This is a genomic window from Variovorax sp. VRV01 (assembly GCF_014852545.1).
Taxonomy (GTDB): Bacteria; Pseudomonadota; Gammaproteobacteria; order Burkholderiales; family Burkholderiaceae_C; genus Variovorax; species Variovorax beijingensis_A.
Genome location: NZ_JACVBS010000007.1, coordinates 158,532 through 179,207 on the forward strand (window position 1 = coordinate 158,532; position 20,676 = coordinate 179,207).

The 20,676-nt window shown below is 67.2% G+C and carries 17 protein-coding genes and 1 tRNA gene; 6 read left to right on the forward strand and 12 right to left on the reverse strand.

What is annotated here, in order from left to right:
- Positions 1–4 precede the first annotated feature (4 nt).
- Positions 5–1,531 carry a ribonuclease G gene (rng, locus tag IB278_RS14580; protein ID WP_192323760.1) on the forward strand — a complete coding sequence of 509 codons (1,527 nt, stop codon included), beginning with the start codon at positions 5–7 and terminating at the stop codon, positions 1,529–1,531.
- Between the two features lie 7 nt (positions 1,532–1,538).
- On the opposite strand, the gene msbA is transcribed toward rng, so the two are convergent.
- Complete coding sequence (gene msbA, locus IB278_RS14585; RefSeq protein ID WP_145746650.1) at positions 1,539–3,323, reverse strand: lipid A export permease/ATP-binding protein MsbA; 1,785 nt, start codon at positions 3,321–3,323, stop codon at positions 1,539–1,541.
- A gap of 251 nt (positions 3,324–3,574) precedes the next feature.
- Here msbA and tolB point away from each other — a divergent pair, with 251 nt between their 5' ends.
- From tolB to IB278_RS14610, 5 genes are all read left to right on the forward strand, one after another.
- Complete coding sequence (gene tolB / locus IB278_RS14590) at positions 3,575–4,801, forward strand: Tol-Pal system beta propeller repeat protein TolB (protein ID WP_012747799.1); 1,227 nt, start codon at positions 3,575–3,577, stop codon at positions 4,799–4,801.
- Between the two features lie 25 nt (positions 4,802–4,826).
- Positions 4,827–5,345, forward strand: a complete 519-nt coding sequence (gene pal, locus IB278_RS14595; RefSeq protein ID WP_145746652.1) for a peptidoglycan-associated lipoprotein Pal — start codon at positions 4,827–4,829, stop codon at positions 5,343–5,345.
- Positions 5,345–6,094 (forward strand): tol-pal system protein YbgF, encoded by a 750-nt coding sequence (gene ybgF / locus IB278_RS14600; RefSeq protein ID WP_145746653.1) that lies wholly within the window; start codon positions 5,345–5,347, stop codon positions 6,092–6,094. The genes pal and ybgF overlap by 1 nt, the downstream gene beginning before the upstream one ends.
- 19 nt (positions 6,095–6,113) lie before the next feature.
- Positions 6,114–6,959: a ThiF family adenylyltransferase gene (locus IB278_RS14605; RefSeq protein ID WP_192323762.1), complete on the forward strand. Its 846-nt coding sequence runs from the start codon at positions 6,114–6,116 to the stop codon at positions 6,957–6,959.
- A gap of 59 nt (positions 6,960–7,018) precedes the next feature.
- Positions 7,019–7,094, forward strand: a tRNA-Lys gene (locus tag IB278_RS14610).
- Between the two features lie 218 nt (positions 7,095–7,312).
- On the opposite strand, the gene IB278_RS14615 is transcribed toward IB278_RS14610, so the two are convergent.
- The 11 genes from IB278_RS14615 to IB278_RS14665 form a co-directional block, all read right to left on the reverse strand.
- Positions 7,313–8,029: a helix-turn-helix domain-containing protein gene (locus IB278_RS14615; RefSeq protein WP_145746655.1), complete on the reverse strand. Its 717-nt coding sequence runs from the start codon at positions 8,027–8,029 to the stop codon at positions 7,313–7,315.
- Between the two features lie 381 nt (positions 8,030–8,410).
- The gene (locus IB278_RS14620) at positions 8,411–8,914 is read right to left on the reverse strand and encodes a hypothetical protein (protein WP_145746656.1); all 504 of its coding nucleotides are present in this window, start codon (positions 8,912–8,914) and stop codon (positions 8,411–8,413) included.
- A gap of 25 nt (positions 8,915–8,939) precedes the next feature.
- Positions 8,940–10,892: an ABC-F family ATP-binding cassette domain-containing protein gene (locus IB278_RS14625; protein WP_145746657.1), complete on the reverse strand. Its 1,953-nt coding sequence runs from the start codon at positions 10,890–10,892 to the stop codon at positions 8,940–8,942.
- Between the two features lie 141 nt (positions 10,893–11,033).
- On the reverse strand, positions 11,034–11,915 hold the full coding sequence (gene prmB / locus IB278_RS14630; RefSeq protein ID WP_145746658.1) for a 50S ribosomal protein L3 N(5)-glutamine methyltransferase: 882 nt from the start codon (positions 11,913–11,915) through the stop codon (positions 11,034–11,036).
- On the reverse strand, positions 11,912–13,087 hold the full coding sequence (gene dapE, locus IB278_RS14635; RefSeq protein WP_145746659.1) for a succinyl-diaminopimelate desuccinylase: 1,176 nt from the start codon (positions 13,085–13,087) through the stop codon (positions 11,912–11,914). Before dapE ends, prmB begins: the two co-directional genes overlap by 4 nt.
- A 16-nt stretch (positions 13,088–13,103) precedes the next feature.
- Positions 13,104–14,252, reverse strand: a complete 1,149-nt coding sequence (locus IB278_RS14640; protein ID WP_145746660.1) for a PilT/PilU family type 4a pilus ATPase — start codon at positions 14,250–14,252, stop codon at positions 13,104–13,106.
- A 34-nt stretch (positions 14,253–14,286) separates the two neighbouring features.
- Complete coding sequence (gene dapD, locus IB278_RS14645) at positions 14,287–15,120, reverse strand: 2,3,4,5-tetrahydropyridine-2,6-dicarboxylate N-succinyltransferase (RefSeq protein WP_145746661.1); 834 nt, start codon at positions 15,118–15,120, stop codon at positions 14,287–14,289.
- A gap of 44 nt (positions 15,121–15,164) precedes the next feature.
- On the reverse strand, positions 15,165–16,376 hold the full coding sequence (dapC, locus tag IB278_RS14650) for a succinyldiaminopimelate transaminase (protein WP_145746662.1): 1,212 nt from the start codon (positions 16,374–16,376) through the stop codon (positions 15,165–15,167).
- Between the two features lie 74 nt (positions 16,377–16,450).
- A complete protein-coding gene (locus IB278_RS14655; protein WP_145746663.1) occupies positions 16,451–17,089 on the reverse strand; it encodes a LysE family translocator in 639 nt (212 codons plus the stop codon).
- A gap of 37 nt (positions 17,090–17,126) precedes the next feature.
- Positions 17,127–18,473: an amino-acid N-acetyltransferase gene (gene argA, locus IB278_RS14660; protein WP_145746664.1), complete on the reverse strand. Its 1,347-nt coding sequence runs from the start codon at positions 18,471–18,473 to the stop codon at positions 17,127–17,129.
- Between the two features lie 40 nt (positions 18,474–18,513).
- A complete protein-coding gene (locus tag IB278_RS14665) occupies positions 18,514–20,502 on the reverse strand; it encodes an AAA family ATPase (RefSeq protein WP_192323764.1) in 1,989 nt (662 codons plus the stop codon).
- Between the last annotated feature and the right edge of the window lie 174 nt (positions 20,503–20,676).

The following is a 20,676-nucleotide window of genomic DNA, read 5'->3' on the forward strand; positions in this document are numbered from 1 at the left end:
TTCCATGCAAGACATCCTGATCAACTGGTCCCCGCAGGAGACCCGTGTGGCGCTGGTCGAGCACGGCGCGGTGCAAGAGCTGCACGTCGAACGCACGCTGGAGCGCGGGCTGGTCGGCAACATCTACCTTGGCAAGGTCTCGCGCGTGCTGCCGGGCATGCAGTCGGCCTTCATCGACGTCGGCCTCGAGCGCACGGCCTTCCTGCACGTGGCGGACATCGTGGCGCCGTTCACGCCGGGCTCCCGGCCCAGCGCGCCGGCCCCCGAGCGCGACCACCGCAATGGCGGGCCGATGGTGCCCATCGAGAAGCAGGTGTTCGAAGGCCAGTCGCTGCTGGTGCAGGTGATCAAGGACCCGATCGGCACCAAGGGTGCGCGGCTGTCGACGCAGATCAGCATTGCCGGCCGGCTGCTGGTGTTCCTGCCGCAGGACAACCACATCGGCGTTTCGCAGAAGATCCCTTCCGACCAGCGCGAGTCGCTGCGCACGCGCATGCTCGCGCTGATCGAGGCCGCGGCCGCGGCCGACAGCGGCGGCGTGGTGCCTGCCAACACCGGCGGCTTCATCCTGCGCACCAACGGCGAGGATTCGTCGGATGCCGAACTGGCCGAGGACATCGCCTACCTGCGCAAGACCTGGTCGCGCATCCGCGAGGCGTCGAGCAAAGTGCCGCCGATGTCGCTGCTGCACCAGGACCTGAGCCTGCTGCAGCGCGTGCTGCGCGACATGACCAGCGAAGACACGCAGACCATCCGCATCGACTCGCGCGAGCAGTTCGAGGCGCTGCTCAAGTTCGGGCTCGAATACATGCCGCAGGCGGCCGGCAAGCTGCAGCACTACAAGGGCGAGCGGCCGATCTTCGACCTGTATTCGGTCGACGAGGAAATTGCCAAGGCACTGGGCCGGCGCGTCGAACTCAAGTCGGGCGGCTACCTCGTGGTCGACCAGACCGAGGCGCTCACCACGGTGGACGTGAATACCGGCGGCTTCGTCGGTGCGCGCAATTTCGACGACACCATCTTCAAGACCAACCTGGAAGCGGCGCAGGCCATTGCGCGCCAGCTGCGGCTGCGCAACCTGGGCGGGATCATCATCGTCGACTTCATCGACATGGGGCGCGACGACCATCGCGAGCAGGTGCTGGCCGAGTTCCGCAAGCAGCTTGCGCGCGACCGCGTCAAGACCACGGCGGGCGGCTTCTCGCAGCTCGGCCTGGTCGAGATGACGCGCAAGCGCACGCGCGAATCGCTGGCCCACATGCTGTGCGAGCCTTGTGCGGCCTGCGGCGGGCAGGGCATCGTGAAGACGGCGCGCAGCGTGGCCTACGACGCCATGCGCGAGATATTGCGCGAGGCGCGGCAGTTCACGCCGCGCGAGTTCCGCATCGTGTCGTCGCCCCAGGTGATCGAGCTGTTCCTCGACGAGGAAAGCCAGCACCTCGCGGGACTCAGCGACTTCATCGGCAAGCCGATTTCATTGCAGTCCGAGCCTGCGATCGGGCAGGGCCAGTACGACATCGTGCTGCTCTGAAGGCTGGTCAGAGCGTCGGGTCCTGCCCCGGCGTCGCGCTGCGCACCGCCAGCGTCTGCAGCCGGGCATAGAGCCCGTCCAGTGCCATCAACTGCTCGTGGCTGCCCTGCTCGGCGATGCGGCCTTGCTCCATCACGATGATGCGGTCGGCATGCTGGATGGTCGACAGCCGGTGCGCGACGATCAGCGTGGTGCGGTTCTGCATCAGGCGCTGCAGGGCGTCCTGCACCAGCCGCTCCGATTCGGTGTCGAGCGCCGAGGTGGCCTCGTCGAGCAGCAGGATGGGCGCGTTCTTGTAGAGCGCGCGCGCTATGGCCAGGCGCTGGCGCTGGCCGCCGGAGAGCTGCGTGGCGTTGTGGCCGAGCACGGTGTCGATGCCCTGCGGCAGGCTTTCGACGTGCGAAGACAGGTTCGCGGCTTCAATGCATTGCTGCACCCGCTCGCGATCGATTCCGGCGCCCAGCGCCACGTTGGCGGCCAGCGTGTCGTTGAGCATCACCACGTCCTGGCTCACCATCGCGAACTGCGCGCGCAGGCTCCTGAGCTCCCATTCGCTGGTGTCGTGGCCGTCGAGCAGTACCTGGCCGCCGCTCGGCAGCACGAAGCGCGGCAGCAGGTTGACCAGCGTGGTCTTGCCGGAGCCCGAAGGGCCGACGAAGGCCACCACCTGGCCCGGCTCGATCGTCAGGTTCACGCCGTCGAGCGCGCGGGCGTCGTCCTCGCCGCGGTAGCTGACCTTGACCTCGCGCAGTTCGATGCGGCCTTGCGCATGGTCGATGGCGAAGCTGCCCTGCGGCTCCGGGGCCACCTCGTCGATCAGCACCAGGCCGCGCTCGAGCGCCGCGAGGCCGCGCGTGATGGGGGCGGCCATGTCGGCCAGGCGGCGGATCGGGGCGATCAGCATCAGCATGGCCGTGATGTAGGCAACGAAGCCGCCCACGGTCAGGCCCTGTTCGCCGCTCTGCCAGAGCGCGATCATCACCACCACCGACAGCGCGAGCGCGGCCATCATCTGCGTGAGCGGCGTGGTGGCCGCCTGCGCAATGGTCGATTTCACGGCCAGCCGGTTCAAGCGCTGGCTCAGCTGTTCGAAGCGCTCGCCCTGCGCCGCCTCGGCGCCGTGCAGCCGCACCATGCGGTGCGCGAGCACGTTCTCTTCCACCACGTAGGCCAGTTCGTCGGTGGCCTGCTGGCCCTGCTGCGTCAGGCGGTAGAGGCGCTTGGAGAACACCTTCATGATCCACGAGATGCTCGGTACCAGGAAGGCGACGATGAGCGTGAGCTTCCAGTTCAGGTAGACCAGGTAGGCGAGCAGCGCCACCAGCGTGAAGCCGTCGCGCGAGAGCCCGAGCAGGGCCTGCACCAGCAGCATGGAGCCGGTCTGCACCTCGTACACCACGGTGTTCGAGAGCGCGCTGGCCGACTGGCGCGAGAACAGGGCGAGCTCGGCCGCGAGCAGGCGCTGGAACAGCACGCGGCGCAGCCGCTGCATGCCTTCGTTGGCGATGCGCGAGAGCGCATACTGGGAAATGAACTGCGCGATGCCGCGTACCGCGAACAACAGCAGCACGGCCGCCGGCACGATCCACAGCGCCAGTTGGCCGCGGTTGAAGCCGCGGTCGAGCAGCGGCTTCAGCAGGGCCGCCATCAAGGGTTCGGTGACGGCCGCCAGCAGCGCGCCGATGAGCCCGACGGCCCACCAGTGGCGCGAGCCGCCGAACCAGGTCATGAGTCGCGCCAGCCGGCGTGTCAGGGGAGGGCGTGCGGTCTCACTGCCGGGGGATGCTTGCATGGCGGCGGATTCTACGGGGCCCACCGAAGGGCCCTCGGTGGGCTACTGTGTAGGACCGCATCGCCCAATACACGTTTTGTGACGGCACGATCGAACCAGTGTGTAACATGTGGCCCGTCGCACCGGGTAGAACTTTTTAACCCGAAACATCTCCGAACCGCATGAACAAGCCGTTGCCAGTTTCCATTCCAACTCCTTCTTCATCGCTTTTTGCACGCCGCACCTTGATTGCGGCTCTTGCTGCAACTCCCATGCTGCCCGCGCTCGCTCAGTTCCGGGTCGAGGTTTCGGGCGTCGGGCTGACGCAGCTGCCCATTGCACTGGTTCCGTTCAAGGGGCAGGACGCCTCGCCGCAGAAGATCTCCGAGATCGTGCAGGCCGACCTCGAGCGCAGCGGCCAGTTCCGCGGCGTCGATGCTTCGGGGCAGGCGCTGGACGAAGCCTCGCGCCCCGACCTCGCGCTGTGGCGCCAGCGAACGGCGGATTCGCTCGTGGTGGGCAGCGTCACCCGCCTGGCCGACGGCCGCTTCGACGTGCGCTTCCGCCTCTGGGACGTGGTGCGCGGACAGGACCTCGGTGGCCAGAGCTACACCGTTCCGCAAGGCGACCTGAGGCTCGCGTCGCACCGCATTGCCGACTACGTCTATGAAAAGCTGACCGGCGACAAGGGCATCTTCTCGACCCGCATCGCCTACGTGACCAAGGGCGGCAGCCGCTATTCGCTCTGGGTGGCGGATGCCGACGGCGAGAATGCGCAGGCCGCGCTCGCGAGCCCGGAACCCATCATCTCGCCAGTCTGGTCGTCCAACGGGCAGCAGCTGGCGTACGTGTCGTTCGAGTCGCGCAAGCCCGTGGTCTACGTGCACAACGTGGCAAGCGGGCAGCGCCGTCTGCTGGCCAACTTCCGCGGCTCCAACAGCGCGCCGGCATGGGCGCCCGATGGCGGCTCGCTGGCCGTCACGCTCAGCCGAGACGGCGGCTCCCAGCTCTACACGATCCCCGCGAGCGGCGGCGAGCCGCGCCGGCTGACCCAGAGCGCCAGCATCGACACCGAGCCGGTCTATTCCGCCGACGGCAGCACGATCTACTTCGTGAGCGACCGCGGCGGTGCTCCGCAGATCTACAAGATGAGCGCCAGCGGCGGTGCGCCGACGCGCGTCACCTTCAGCGGCACCTACAACATTTCTCCTTCTGTCAGCGGCGATGGCCGGTGGTTGGCCTACATCTCCCGCGTTGGCGGTGCCTTCAAACTCCATGTGATGGAGTTGGCCACCGGCAATGTCTCGGCCATCACCGACACCTCGGCAGACGAAAGCCCGAGTTTTGCCCCCAACAGCAAGCTGATCGTCTATGCAACGCACCTGCAAGGCCGCGAAGCGCTCATGACGACCACGCTGGATGGAAAAATAAAGGCACGGCTGGCGGGACAGGGCGGAGACATAAGAGAACCGGACTGGGGTCCGTTTCAAAAGCAATGACCAAGGTTTATTTGAGGAGTACCCAATGTTGAAACGTACGATTTATTCGCTGGCCATCGTGGCTCTGATTGCCGGCTGCTCGTCGGGCACCAAGCTCAACGACACCCCGGTGACCGACCGCTCCGGCACCGCCGGCGGCCAGCAGGGCAGCGCGAGCGCGGTGGCGCCCGTCACCATCGATCCCAATGCCGGTACCGCTCAAGGGCCGGTCGGTATCGAACGGATCGTCTATTTCGACTACGACAGCTACACGGTCAAGCCCGAGTTCCAGTCCCTGATCGACGGGCACGCCCGTTTCCTCAAGGCCAACCCGCAGCGCCGCGTTTCCATCGAAGGCCACACCGACGAGCGCGGCGGCCGCGAGTACAACCTGGCACTCGGCCAGAAGCGCTCCGAAGCCGTCCGCCGCGCGCTGACGCTCTTGGGCGTGAACGACTCCCAGATCGAAGCCGTGAGCTTCGGCAAGGAAAAGCCAGCGGTGCAGGGCTCGGGCGAAGAAGTCTGGGCGCAGAACCGCCGCGCTGAAATCCGCTACACCCGGTGATGCAACACGCCCTGTTGCGAGGCGCGGCGCTGGCTGCCGCCTTGCTCTGCGTTTCGGCCGGCTCGCAGGCCGCGTTGTTCGAGGATGACGAGGCGCGCCGCGCCATCCTCGACCTGCGGCAGCGGGTGGAGGCCATGCGCCAGCAGACCGACCAGCGGCTGACCGACGAAAACGGCCAGCTGCGCCGCAGCCTGCTCGACCTGCAGAACCAGATCGAGCAGATGCGGGGCGACCTTGCGCGCATGACCGGCCAGAACGAGCAGCTGCAGCGCACCGTGGCCGAGATGCAGTCGCGCCAGGCCACCATCGACGACCGGCTCAAGCAGAACGAGCCGACGAAGGTGTCCGTGGATGGCCGCGAGTTCACCGCCGACCCCAAGGAAAAGGCCGACTTCGACGCCGCCCTCGGCATCTTCCGCGCAGGCCAGTTCGCGCAGGCGCAGACCGCGTTTGCCGAGTTCGTCAAGCGCTACCCGCAAAGCGGCTACAACGCTTCGGCGCTGTTCTGGCTCGGCAATGCGCAGTACGCCACGCGCAACTACAACGAGGCCATCGCGAACTTCCGCTCCATGCTGTCGCTTGCGCCCGACCACGCCAAGGCTCCCGAGGCCGTGCTGTCGATCGCCAACTGCCAGATCGAGCTGAAAGACACGCGCGCCGCGCGCCGCACGCTGGAAGACCTGACCAAGGCCTATCCACAGTCTGAAGCCGCCCAGGCCGGCCGCGAGCGTCTCTCGCGCCTGCGCTAGCAACGGCGGGATCCTCCGCTTGAGTTCAGCAACCGCCCTTCCTGAAGCAGCGACCGCCGCCGCGAATGTCGTCACCGACACCGCGGCGCCCCACTTCGCGCGCCGCTTCGGCGGCCTCGAACGCCTGTACGGCGTGGCTGGTGCCGCGCGCATCCGCAACGCCCACGTGCTCGTCGCCGGCATCGGCGGCGTGGGCTCGTGGGCAGTCGAGGCGCTGGCACGCAGTGGCGTGGGGCGGCTCACGCTGGTCGATCTCGATCACGTCTCGGAGTCGAACATCAACCGGCAGATCCACGCGCTCGATGCAACCGTGGGGCAGGCCAAGGTCGAGGCCATGCGCGATCGCATCGCGCAGATCAACCCCGGCTGCCAGGTGCTCGCGCTCGATGAATTCGTCGAGCCCGGCAACTGGACGGCATTGCTCGATGCGGCGCAGGCTGCCAACGGTCCCGCGACGGCCGTCATCGACGCGTGCGACCAGGTCAAGGCCAAGCTCGCGATGGCCGCATGGGCGCGCGCGTCGCGCACCGCCTTCGTGACCGTGGGCGCGGCCGGCGGCAAGCGGCAGGCGCACAAGGTCGACATCGACGATCTCGCGCTCGTCACGCACGACCCGCTGCTGGCCCAACTTCGCCAGCGCCTTCGCAAGGAGCATGGCGCTCCGCGCGAGGGCCGCAAGATCGGCGTGGCCTGCGTCTTCAGCCGCGAGAGCGTCGCACCGCCCGATGCCTCCTGCGCCATCGAGGAAGGCGACGGTTCGCTCAACTGCCATGGCTATGGTTCGGTGGTGAGCGTGACCGCGACTTTCGGCCAATGTGCAGCAGGTTGGGTTCTCGACAGGATTGCGAGCAACGCCACGCTATAATCTTTGGCTTTGCCGGATTCAACCGGCAAAGAGAAAACGAAAAAGAAGAAATTGGTTCCGGGACGTTAGCTCAGTTGGTAGAGCAGCGGACTTTTAATCCGTTGGTCACTGGTTCGAATCCAGTACGTCCTACCAGACCCATACAAGAAGCCGCTCCACCGAGCGGCTTTTTTTATTGCCCGCAGATCGGCGTCGGCAAAAAAACAGCCCGCACAAGGGCGGGCTGGAAGATGGCCTGCTGGAGGAGGGAGGATCGGAGAATGCAGGCCACAGGAGAGCCTTCACTATGTTCTTCGAACCTGCACGCAACCTGACCTCTGGCGCGCGCTTCGCACTCGCGCACGGTGCGAGGCTCAATCCTCGTCTTCCCACTTGCCCACGACGGTGCCGAGCACTGTGAACGCGGTGCGGATCGGCTCGTGCTTCGGGTTCAGCGGCAGCAGCCAGCGGCGGCCGTCTTCCTGCTTGAAGACCTTGAAGGTGACTTCGTTGCTCGCATCGAGCCTGGCAATGATGCGCTCGCCGTCCTCGGGCGTCGTTCGCTGCGCGTCGACGAAGATGATCGACTCCGCGGGATAGCTCTTCAGGTGGCCGCTCGGCGCGGTCATGCTGTCGCCGCGCACGCGCAGCGCGTAGGTGTTGCCGGGGCTGTGATGCGCAACGCAGGGAAGCCACCGCTCGGCCTGGATCGCTCCTTGCGCGGCCCCCTTCCATGAAGCGACCTGCGTCCATGCGATGAGAGGAACGGTGCCGGGCGTGCCGGGATTGAAGGACGGACCCGACGGCGGCGTGCGCGTGACCCGGTAGGCACCCGGAGGTTCGCCGGCGTTGTCGCGCGCCGTGCCTGGCTGGGGTACGTCCCATGGCGCGGGGCCGTCGCCGGTGTCGAGCCAGTTGGGGTCGACGCGGTAGGCGCGTGCCAGCGCGAGCAGGGCCATGGAGCGGCCGGTGTCGCCGCGTTCAATTTTCGAGATGTTGGATTGCTTGACGCCTGAAGCCGCTTCGGCTTGCTTCTGAGTCATCCTGGCGTATTTGCGCGCTGCCAATGCGCGCGCGGCAATAGTCTCCATGGGCGCCGATTTAAGCGCAGGCGAATATTCACTTTGGACTCTAGAATAGTTGAAAGGGAGTATTTGCCATGAAACCACGCAAGTTGGTGCTGGCGCCGAAAGCCGTGAGGCCGACGCACAAGCCAAGCGAAGAGCGAAGCCATCGCGCCTGCGATGTAACGCCGCGCTCAGCCCGCATTCACCTGTTGGGCTGAGCTGTGCGCAGGCCGCTGCCGCCGGGCCTGTGGCTCGACCGCGCGCTGTGCGCGCTGTTGGCGCTGCTGTCTGCCGCGGCTCTTTTCCATGGATTCCGTTCGCAGAACGACGGCCTGGCCGGCTTGGGGATCGCTGGCCTCATTGCCGCGGGGTGGATCGGGACCGCGCTGTTCGATCAAAGCGCCTTCAGGCGGGCGCAAGCGCTCCGGGAGGCGGTAGAGAAAGCGTCGCGCTCACGCGAACGCAATCCTTGATGTGCTGTTCGCCCAAGGCCCGCAAGGCTGCGTAGCCGAGCGCGGCGGAGACGATCTGCCCGGCAATCGGCACGTACTTGGCGGCCTGCTTGGCCGTGAGCTTCACGCCGGCATGCCGCGCGAGCTTGATCAGCAGGTCGCGCGTGACGAGCCTGCCGACCAGCAGCGCGCCAACCGTCGTGGCGGCCTTCTGGATGCGCTCGCGCTGGTGCGGCGCCAGCTTTTCGACCTGGGTGACCGACAGGCCGAATTCGGCGCTGATCTGCGGCACCAGGCGCGAGAGCAGGGCCGCATCGGCTGCCCAGTCGATGCCGGGCAGGGGCACGGCGCTGGCGGCCGCGGCCATCAGCGCCTTGCGGCCGATCAGGCGGCGGCTGCGGTGGATGGCCGCGATCAGCTTTTCGTCACCACGGGCCAGTTCGATGGCAGATGGCATGCAGGGCGTCTCCTTCGCAGAAAGGTCAGGCCGCGAGCGCCTCGAGCTGGTCCGACAGGGCCAGCCAGCGCTCCTCGAGGCGGCCGATTTCGTCGTTGAGGGCTTTCAGCCGCTTGCCTGCCTCGGCAATCTCGGCTGGCGGCAACGGCTGCGCCAGGCGCGCCTCGAGCGCAGTGCGTTCGGTGCCGGCCACGGCCAGCCGTTCGTCGATCTGCGCGATCTCGCGCTTGATCGGCTTGGCCTGGTCGCTGCGCTGCTGGCGGTCCTGGGCGTCCTGCCTGGGCGCCGGGGCAGCCGTATTGGCGGCTTCGCGCACGGCCACCTTGGCTTCCTCGCGCAGCCGCTTGGCTTCGTCGAGCAGGTAGCGCTGGTAGTCGTCGAGGTCGCCGTCGAAATCGGCGACCACGCCGCGGCCCACGAGCCAGAACTCGTCGCACACCGAGCGCAGCAGCGCGCGGTCGTGGCTCACCAGCATCAGCGTGCCTTCGAACTCGTTGAGCGCCACCGCCAGCGCCTCGCGCGTGGCCAGGTCCAGGTGGTTGGTGGGCTCGTCCAGCAGCAGCAGGTTGGGCCGCTGCCAGACCATCATCGCGAGCACCAGGCGCGCCTTCTCGCCGCCGCTCATGGTGCCCACGGGCTGCTTCACCATGTCGCCGCTGAAGTTGAAGCTGCCGAGAAAGCCGCGCAAGGCCTGCTCGCCGGTGCTTTCCTTGACGGCGCTTCCCAGTTCGCGCGCCATGCGAACCATGTGCTCGAGCGGGTTGTCCTGCGGGCGCAGCACGTCGAGTTCCTGCTGCGCGAAGTAGCCGATGTTGAGGCCCTTGCCTTCGGTGACCTGGCCGGCCAGCGCACCCATTTCGCGCGCAATGGTTTTCACCAGCGTCGACTTGCCCTGGCCGTTGGCGCCCAGGATGCCGATGCGCTGGCCCGCGAGCACCGAGCGGCTGACGCCGCGCAGGATGGTCTTGGGCTCTTCGCCTTCGATCTCGTAGCCGAAGCTCGCGTTGCTGATCGAGAGCATCGGGTTGGGGATGTTGCCCGGCTCCTTGAACTCGAAGGTGAAGTCGGCCTCGGCCAGGAGCGGCGCGACCTTTTCCATGCGCTCCAGCGCCTTGACGCGGCTTTGCGCCTGCTTGGCCTTGCTGGCCTTGGCCTTGAAGCGGTCGATGAACTTCTGCAGGTGGGCAATCTTGTCCTGCTGCTTGGAGAAGGCCACCTGCTGCTGTTCCATCTGCAGCGCGCGCATGTCCTCGAACTTGCTGTAGTTGCCGCCGTAGCGCGTGAGCTGGGCGTTGGCGATGTGCAGCGTGACGTCGGTCACGGCGTCGAGGAACTCGCGGTCGTGGCTGATGACGATCATGGTGCCGGCGTACTTCTGCAGCCAGGCTTCGAGCCAGACCAGCGCATCCAGGTCCAGGTGGTTGGTGGGTTCGTCGAGCAGCAGCAGGTCGCTCGGGCACATCAGCGCGCGCGCCAGCTGCAGGCGCATGCGCCAGCCGCCCGAGAAGCTGTTGACGGGCTCGTCGAGCTCGTGCGACTTGAAGCCCAGCCCGAGCACCAGCGCCTGCGCGCGCGGCACGGCGTCGTGTTCGCCGGCGTCGGCGAGGTCGGTGTAGGCGTGGGCCAGTTCCATGCCGATGTCGGCGTCGTCGGGGTTGGCTTCGTAGGCGGCCTCGATGGCCGCCAGCGAGGCGCGCAGCTCGGCCAGCCGGGTGTCGCCGCCCACCACGAAGTCGGTGGCCGACTCTTCGGTTTCGGGCATGTCCTGCGCCACCTGCGCCATGCGCCACTGCTTGGGCACGTAGAAGTCGCCGCCGTCTTCGTGCAGCGAGCCGTTGAAGAGCGCGAACAGGGTCGACTTGCCGGCGCCATTGCGTCCGACAAGGCCGACCTTCTCACCGGGATTGATGGTGACGGTGGCGCCGTCGAGCAGGACCTTGGCGCTGCGGCGAAGAATGACGTTTTTGAGAGTAATCATGAAATAGGAACCGTAGGGGCGATTATCCCGCCCGGCCCGTGGCGGCCCGGCGCGAAGGGGCAAATGGTGAGGGCACCACCCGGAAAAGGAGGCCGCAGCCGTGCTGCGGGAAAGCGGCGAAAAGGGGCGCGGCGGCGGCAGCTAACGCGCGCCGGCGCCGGCCAGCAGCGCGGTTCGGGTCACGAGCAGGACCTGGTCCTCGCCTGCGGAGGTTTCCAGCCACACGACTTCAAGCTGCGGGAAGGCGGCTTCGAAGTATTCGCGCTCGTTGCCGATCTCCAGCACCAGCACGGCTTCTTCGCTCATGCGCGAAGGCGCCTCGGCAAACAGCTGGCGCACGAAGTCCATGCCGTCGGCGCCGCCGGCCAGCGCCAGTTCGGGCTCGGCGCGGTATTCGGCGGGCAGGGCGGCCATGCTCGCGCTGTTCACGTAGGGCGGGTTGCACAGCACCAGGTCGTAGGGGCCGGGCAGGTTGGCGAGGCCGTCGGATTCGACCAGCCTGATGCGTGCATCGAGTTGGTGCCGGGTGACGTTGATGGCGGCCACCTCGAGCGCCTCGGCCGACAGGTCGGCGGCATCGACCGTGGTGTCCGGATAGGTCATGGCCGCGAGGATGGCGAGGCTGCCGTTGCCGGTGCACAGGTCGAGCACGCGCTGCGTGTGTTCGCCGAGCCAGTAGTCGATGCTGCCGTCGGCGATCAGCTCTGCGATGAAGCTGCGCGGCACGATGGCGCGCTCGTCCACGTAGAAAGGCACGCCCTGCAGCCAGGCCTCCTTGGTGAGATAGGCAGCGGGCTTGCGCGTGGCGATGCGTTGGTCGAGCAGCGCGGCGACCTTGCCGGCGTCGGCCGGCGAGACGGCCTTGTCGGCCACGGCATCGATGTCGTCCAGCGGCAGCTTCAGGCGCCACAGCACCAGCCAGGCGGCTTCGTCGAAGGCGTTGGCCGTGCCGTGGCCGAAGGCAACGCCGGCTTCTTCCAGCCGTTTGGCGCCGGCCTCGATCAGCTCGATAACGGTGCTCATCGGGCGAGCGACGCTTCGAGGCGCTCCAGGGTGCGCTTGTAGATGTTCTTGAGTGTCTCGATCTCGGCCACGTCGATGTGCTCGTCGATCTTGTGGATGCTGGCGTTGACCGGGCCGAGCTCGACCACCTGCTTGCAGATTTTGGCGATGAAGCGCGCATCGCTGGTGCCGCCGCTGGTCGAGAGCTCGGTGGCGATGCCGGTTTCATCGGCAATGGCCGCCTGCACCGCGCGGACGAGTTCGCCGGGCGTCGTGAGAAAGGGCAGGCCGCCGATGGTCCAGGCGAGCGTGCAGTCCACGCCGTGCGCATCGAGCACCGCATGCACGCGCTTCTGCAGCGACTCGGGCGTCGATTCCGTCGAGAAGCGGAAGTTGAAGTCGATGACCGCGCTGCCCGGAATCACGTTGCTCGCGCCGGTGCCCGCATGAAAGTTGCTGATCTGCCAGCTGGTGGGCTGGAAGTAGGCGTTGCCTGCATCCCAGCCGCTCGCGGCGTTGATGGCCACCAGTTCCGCCAGCGCGGGCGCCACGGCATGCACCGGGTTTTTCGCGAGGTGCGGGTAGGCGATGTGGCCCTGCACACCGTGGACCGTGAGCTTGCCGCTCATGGTGCCGCGGCGGCCGTTCTTGATCATGTCGCCGCAGCGCTCGACGGCCGTAGGCTCGCCGACGATGCAGTAGTCGATGGTTTCGCCGCGCGCAGCCAGCGCGTTGCAGACGACGACGGTGCCGTCGACGCCCGGGCCTTCCTCGTCGCTGGTGAGCAGCAGCGCGAGCGTGAGCCTGGGATCGGGCGTGGCCGCAAGGAACTCCTCGATCGAGACCACGAAGGCCGCGACCGATGTCTTCATGTCGCACGCGCCGCGGCCATAGAGCTTGCCGCCGCGGTGGGTGGGCGTGAACGGGTGGCTGGTCCACTGCTCGACCGGCCCCGTGGGCACCACGTCGGTGTGGCCCGCGAACACCAGCGTCTTCGTCGGCGCACTGCCGGCCGGGCGGCGCACCGCCCACAGGTTGGTCACGCGGAAATCGGGCGGGCCGCTTTCGATGGTTTCGAGCGTGAAGCCCAACCGTGCCAGCCGTTCGCCGAGGATCTGTTGGCAGCCCGCATCGTCGGGGGTGACCGAGGGGCGCGAGATGAGTTGTTCGGCGAGCTGGAGGGTACGGGACATCGGGGGAAGGCTGTGTTCAGAACTTCACGTCGAGCGTGATGTCGGTGAAAGTAGGTTCGTCGACCTGGTCCGTCAGGTTGCGGTCTTCGGTCTTCTGCTTGGGCGCGGCGCGGTTCTGCAGCCGCCACATCAGGTTGGTGGGCGAGTCGGCCTGGGCCAGGCCTTCCTCGCGCGTCACGCGCTCTTCGGTGATGAGCCGGGCAATGTCTTCCTCGAAGGTCTGCGAGCCTTCGGCCATCGACTGCTCCATGGCTTCCTTGACGGCGGAGAAGTCGCCCTTTTCGATCAGCTCGGCCACCAGGGCCGTGTTGAGCATGACCTCGAGCGCCGGCACGCGGCCGCCGGTGGGCGTGCGCAGCAGCCGCTGCGACACGATGGCGCGCAGCGCCGATCCCAGATCGCCCAGCAGCGTGGGGCGCACCTCGACCGGGAAGAAGCTCAGGATGCGGTTGAGCGCGCGGTAGCTGTTGTTGGCATGCAGCGTGGCCACGCACAGGTGGCCCGACTGCGCATAGGCGATGGCGGCCGTCATGGTTTCGCGGTCGCGGATCTCGCCGATCTGGATCACGTCGGGCGCCTGGCGCAGCGCGTTCTTGAGCGCGACCTGCAGCGACTCGGTGTCGCTGCCCACATCGCGCTGGTTCACCAGCGACTTCTTGTTGGTGTAGGTGAACTCGATGGGTTCTTCCACCGTGAGGATGTGGCCCGTGGCGTGCTCGTTGCGGTAGTCGAGCATCGAGGCCAGCGTGGTGGTCTTGCCCGCGCCGGTCGCGCCCACCATCAGGATCAGGCCGCGCTTCTCCATGATGAGCGTCTTGAGGATGTCGGGCAGGTTCAGGTCGGCGAAGCTCGGGATGGTCGAGGCGATGTGCCGCACCACCACCGCATAGCTGCCGCGCTGGCGCATGGCGCTGATGCGGTAGTTGCCGGCGCCCTCGAGCATCACGGCCATGTTGAGTTCGCCTGTTCGCTCCAGCTCCTGGATGCGGGCTTCGGGCACCACCTCGGCCAGCAGCGCGAGCGGCGCGGCCGCCGGCAGGACCTGGGCGTTGATCGGCACGCAGGTGCCGTTGAGGCGGATCAGCACCGGGGAGTGCGCCGAGAGGTAGATGTCGGAGGCCTTGCGCTCGGCCATCAAACGAAGAATCCGCTCCATCATGTTCATCGGTCTCTCTCCTCGGGTGCTGTTGTTTTCTCGATCAGTCGCGCAGCAGGTCGTTCAGGCTGGTCTTGGAGCGCGTTTGCGCATCGACCGTCTTGACGATGATCGCCGCGTAGGTGCTGTAGTCCTGACCCGACTTGGTCTTCTTGGGCAGGTTGCCGCTGATGACGACGCTGCCGGCCGGCACGCGGCCGAAGGAAGTCTCTCCGGTGTCGCGGTTGAAGATCGGGGTGCTCTGGCCGAGGTACACACCCATGCCGAGCACCGAGTTTTCCTCGATCACCACGCCCTCGACCACTTCGGAGCGCGCGCCGATGAAGCAGTTGTCCTCGATGATGGTGGGGCCGGCCTGCAGCGGCTCGAGCACGCCGCCGATGCCGACGCCGCCCGACAGGTGCACATTGGCGCCGATCTGCGCGCACGAACCCACGGTGGCCCAGGTGTCGACCATGGTGCCTTCGCCCACGTAGGCGCCGATGTTCACGTAAGAGGGCATCAGGATCGCGCCCTTGGCGATGTAGCTGCCGCGGCGGGCCACGGCCGGCGGCACGATGCGAACGCCCGATTCCTTCAGCTCGTTGGCCGACAGGTGCGAGAACTTGGTGGGCACCTTGTCGTAGAAGCCCAGCGAACCGGCCTGCATCTGCTCGTTGTCCTTGAGGCGAAACGACAGCAGCACGGCCTTCTTGATCCACTGGTGCACGGTCCACTGGCCCACGCCTTCGCGGGTGGCGACGCGCAGCTTGCCGTTGTTGAGTTCGGAGATCACGTGCTCGACGGCATCGCGCACTTCGGCAGTGGCGGCGCTGGACGAGATGTTGGCGCGGTCTTCCCACGCGGCGTCGATGATTTGTTGCAGTTGCTGGGTCATGGAGAAAGTCTCGTGTGAAAAATGGGTGCGGGCGGAAAAGCGGATCAGCGGCGGGCGTCCTTGCAGAAGCGGACGATGCGCTGGGCGGCCTCCACGCATTCGGCTGTTTCGGCGACCAGTGCCATGCGGATGCGGCCGCGGCCGGGGTTGGCGCCGTGGGCGGTCTCTCGCGCCAGATAGCTCCCCGGCAGGACCGTCACATTGTATTGAGCGTAGAGCGCGCGGGCGAAGGCTTCGTCGTCGCCAGCCCACACTTCGGGAATGCCGGCCCAGAGGTAGAAGCTGGCATCGGGCAGGCGCACGTCGAGCACGGTTTCGAGCAGCGGCGTGACGGCCGCGAACTTGGCGCGGTACTGGGCGCGGTTGTCCACCACATGGGACTCGTCGCCCCAGGCCGCGATGCTGGCTGCGGCCACGGCGCCGCTCATGGCGCTGCCGTGATAGGTGCGATAGAGCAGGAACTTCTTGATGATGGCCGCGTCGCCCGCCACGAAGCCGCTGCGCAGGCCGGGCACGTTGCTGCGCTTGGACAGCGAGGTCAGCGCAATCAGGTTCCGGAAGTCGGGCCGGCCGAGCTTCACCGAGGCCTCGAGGCCGCTGAGCGGGGGCTCGTCGCGGAAGTAGATTTCGCTGTAGCACTCGTCCGCGGCAATCACGAAACCGTGGCGGTCCGACAGATCGAAGAGTCTTTTCCATTCGTCCAGCGACATCACCGCACCCGTCGGGTTGCCCGGCGAGCAGACGAACACCAGCTGCGTGCGGGCCCAGACGGCCTCGGGCACGCTGTCCCAGGCGACCGCGAAATTGCGCGCCGGCACGCTGGCCACGTAGTACGGCTCGGCGCCCGAAAGCAGGGCCGCGCCCTCGTAGATCTGATAGAACGGATTGGGCGACATCACCACCGGCTGCGGCGAGGCGGTGGGGTCGACCACGGTCTGCGCCAGCGAGAACAGGGCTTCCCGCGAACCATTGACAGGCAGCACCTGTGTGGCCGGGTCGAGGGTGAGGCTGTAGCGGGTTTTCAGCCAGTCGGTGAAGGCGCTGCGCAGAGCCAGGTCGCCCGCGGTCGCCGGGTAGGCGGCCAGCGCACCGAGGCCGGCGCTCAGGGCGTCCTTGATGAAGCCCGGCGTGGCGTGCTTGGGTTCGCCGATGCCCAGGCTGATGGCCGGGAACTCGGGGTTGGGCGTAGCGCCCGCGAACAGTTGCTTCAGCCGTTCGAAGGGATAGGGTTGCAACCGGGAAAGCAGGGGATTCATGCCCGGGATTATCGGTGACAGGTGTTATCGCTCCTGCCGAAGCGGCTACTGACAGCCATGACGGCCAGCAGGCGTCAGGCCGCGCTGCGCCGGTAGAAGGCCAGCGAACCCGCCAGCGCCAGCAGCATGCCGCCGCAGGCGCGGTCGATCCAGCGCGTGGCCGATGCCGTCAGCACCCGGATCGCGCGGGCGCCGACGAAGGCATAGCCCAGCATCACCAGCGTGTCGAGGCCGGCGAAGATCAAGGCAATGATCAGGTACTGCGGCGCCTGCGCGGCCGCCGGATCGATGAACTGCGGCAGGAGCGCCGAGCAGAAGATGTAGCCCTTGGGATTGGTCACCGCCACCAGGAAGGACTTGAAGAAGATGCGCCGGCTCTCGCCCGCCGTGACCGAAGCGGCAGAGTCCGCATCCGGCAGCTTGAAGCCTCCCTTGGAGCGCAGCATGCGCAACCCGAGCCAGGCCAGGTAGGCGGCGCCCACCCACTTGAGCATCGAGAACCAGAATTCCGAGGCCGCGAGCAGCGCACCAAGGCCAAGCGCCACGGCGCCGACCAGCACGAAGTCGGACAGCACCGCGCCGAGCATGCCCGGCAACGCCCGGCGCACGCCGTGGCGGGAGCCGTTGCTCAGCGCCAGCAGCACCGTGGGGCCGGGCGTGGCGATGGCGGTGAAGGCGACGAGGGCGAACAGCAGGGCGGTGGCGAGCGTCATGGCGGCGGGCTTCCTGGCGGGCTTCCTTCTTCCGGGTTCAGATCTTCTTGACCAGCACCTGGCTCTTGCGGTCCCAGTTGTACTTGCGCTTGCGGGCTTCGGGCAGCCAGTCGGGGTTGACCTGCTGGAAGCCGCGCTTGAGGAACCAGTGCATGGTGCGGGTGGTGAGCACGAAGATGCTTTCCAGGCCCATCGCCTTGGCGCGGTGCTCGATGCGCTTGAGGATACGTTCCCCGTCGCCCTGCGACTGCGACTGCGGCGAGACGGTGAGCGCGGCCATTTCGGCGGTCTTGGCTTCGGGATAGGGGTAGAGCGCCGCGCAGCCGAAGATCACACCGTCGTGCTCGATGACCGTGTAGTGGCCCACGTCGCGCTCGATCTCGGTGCGGTCGCGCTTGACCAGCGTGCCGTCGCGCTCGAAGGGCTCGATCAGCTGCAGGATGCCGCCGATGTCGTCGACCGTGGCTTCGCGCAGGCTTTCGAGCTTCTCGTCGATCACCATGGTGCCGACGCCGTCGTGCACGTACACCTCCAGCAGCAGCGAGCCGTCCAGCGCAAAGGGCAGGATGTGGTTGCGCTCCACGCCGCCCTTGCAGGCCTTCACGCAGTGCTGCAGGTAGAAGGCGGTGTCGGTGGGCTTCTGCGGCGGCGGCAGCGATGCCAGCAGCTTCTCGGCCGCGGCGAGCGGCAGCTCGGTGTCGATGGGGTTGTCTTCGCTTTCCGGCAGTTCGCTGTCGATGCGGATGCCCGGGATCTCGGTCAGGAAGATCAGCTTGTCGGCCTGGATGGAGATGGCCACGCTGGTGGCGACTTCTTCCATCGTCAGGTTGAAGGCCTCGCCGGTGGGCGAGAAGCCGAAGGGCGAGATCAGCACCATGGCGCCGAAGTCGAGCGTGCGGCGGATGCCCACAGCGTCGACCTTGCGCACCAGGCCCGAATGCTTGAAGTCCACGCCGTCGACCACGCCCACGGGGCGCGCGGTGATGAAGTTGCCCGAGATCACGCGCACCGTCGATCCGGCCATCGGCGTGTTCGGCAGGCCCTGGCTGAAAGCGGCCTCGATCTCGTAGCGCAGCTGGCCGGCGGCTTCCTGGGCCGAGTCGAGCGCCACCTCGTCGGTGATGCGGATGCCGTGCGAATAGCGCGCCTCGTGCCCCTTGGCCGCGAGCTGCTCGTTGACCTGCGGGCGGAAGCCGTGCACCAGCACGATCTTGACGCCCATGCTCTGGATCAGCGCCAGGTCCTGTGCAATGTTCTGCAGCTTGCCCGCCGCGATCGCCTCGCCCGCCAGCGCGACCACGAAGGTCTTGCCGCGGTGCGTGTGGATGTAGGGCGCGACCGAGCGGAACCAGGGCACGAAGGTGAAGTTGAAAACGGTGGACATGGAGCGTGATTGTGCATTCTTGGAAGGCGCTTGGTGCAGCTCAGGCCATCGCACGCAGCAGGCGGGCGGCGCGAGTGGCCGCGCCAGGGCCGGCGCCGGGCTCGGGCGGCACCGGGCCGTCCGTCCTGCGGGCCCTGAAAGTGGCCAGCAGCGCGGCATAGGCGTCGGTCGAATCACCCGCATCGGCCGGCAGGTCGAGCATTTCGGCCAGCTGCGCCGGTGCCACCGAGCCTTCGCGCACCAGGGCGTCCACCGCCGCCATGAAGGCCGGCGTGTGCGCCTCGAGCAGCGCCAGCGCACGCGCATGCTCCTGCGCCAGCAGCGCCTCGATTTCCGGGTTGGTGGCTTCCAGGTCGGTGTTGAGGTTGTCCTCGGCGTCGTTGGCCACATCGGTGCGGCTCAGCCGCGTGCCGAAGGCGAAATGGCGCACGTACTGCGCGGCGTAGGCGGTGGCCTGGCGAAAGTCCTGCGAGGCGCCCGAGGTGCAGGCCTGCGCACCGAACACCATCTGCTCGGCCGCGCGGCCCGCCAGGCTCACGCAGATGCGGTCGCGCAGGTTCTGGCGGGACCAGGCCTTGCGCTGCTCGTAGCTGTTGTAGCCGCCTTCGAAGGACGCGACGTTGATCTTGATCTCCTGCGGCGCGCGGCCGAAGAGCAGGCCGTAGGCCACGCCGTGGCCCGCCTCGTGCACCGCGAGCAGCGCGCGGAAGTCCTCGTTCGAGCGCTTCTTGAGCTGGTTGAGTTCGAGCGTGACCGGGAAGCGGCGCTGCGCCTTGCCCTTTCGATACCGCGCCACGATGTAGGACCTGTCCGCCGCCGCTTCCAGCGACAGCCACACCGGCTCGCCGCCGCCCGCGCCTTGCTCCAGCGCCCAGAGCGCGGCGTTGACGAGCGTCGCGCTCAGGATCGCATGGATCGACGAGAACAGCGGGCGCGTGCCCTGCGCCGGAAAGACCGCGTTGGCATAGATCTGCTCGTACACGCTCGACTCGAGCATGAAGCGCACGCCCGAGCTCTGGCGGATGTCTTCCACATAGCGGTCGCAGATCGACAGGATCAGCTGCACATAGGTGGCCCGGCTGAACGAGGGATAGATGACGTGGTTGTTGCCCAGCCGCGCAATCTGCTCGGGCTTGAAGCGCTCGGCCAGCGCCTTCTTGACGTCGATCAGCGAGAGCTTCTTCGTCAGTGCATGGAAGATGTCGGCGTCGGTGTCGCAGTCCTCCACGCGGCGCGCGGTCTCTGCGTACATCTCGTCGAGGTTGCCCGAGACGAACACCAGCAGCTTGCTGTAGTCGGTTTCCCAGCTTTGCTGCGAGTCGCGGAAGGCGCGCAGCCGTGCGTGCACCTCGGCCGGCTTCCAGGCCATGATCTGCAGCAGCGTGTCGGGCAGCTTGAGGCAGCGCTTGACTTCCTGCGCCTCCCAGGGCGCGAGGTGCAGCTTTCGCTTCTTCGCCTTCTTCTTGTCGGCCGGGCCGTCGCGGTCCTGCTCGTATTCGGCCTGGGCGAGCGAGGACTCGATCTCGCCGAGCATCGACAGCGCCGGCGGCAGCCGGCCGTCGGACAGCAGCGCCCAGACGTCCTGGTAGCGCTCGACCTTGGCGTCGTGGCCGTTGCCGTCGAGCGTGCGAAAGCGCTGGAACTCGTCGAGCACCAGGATGCCCGGCGTGCCTTCGTCGATGCCCGACTCGGCCAGCATGGCCGAGATCGAACCCCGGCTGCCGTAGCCCGAGCCGTGGCTGAAGCCGTCCATCTGTACCTCGATGAAGCGGTCGTAGAAGCCCAGGTGCTGCGCGAGCCGGCGCACCAGCTGCGTCTTGCCGGTGCCTGTGAGGCCCCAGAGGCACACGATGACCGGCCGGCTGATAAGTTGTGGCAGCACGTACCAGGCGCGCAGCGAATCGATCACGCGATCGATGATGTCGTCGATGCCGAAGAGCTCGGTCTTGAGCGCCTGGGCCACCGCCTGCAGATGGCGCGTCCGCTCGGACAGCGCTGCATGCAGGCCTGAATGAATGTCGTTGGACATGGAATTCTTGAGAAAAACAAAACTGAAATGAAGAAGCCGCCGCTCCCTCGCGGCGAGGAGGCAGCAAATGGCGGACGCTGCGGGAGGTCGGTTGCTGCGCTTCGGTCCTGGAAGCGAGCAGGCGTCCGGTGCGACGGACGCGCGGGCTTCTTCTTCAGGCCGGACGCGGCAACC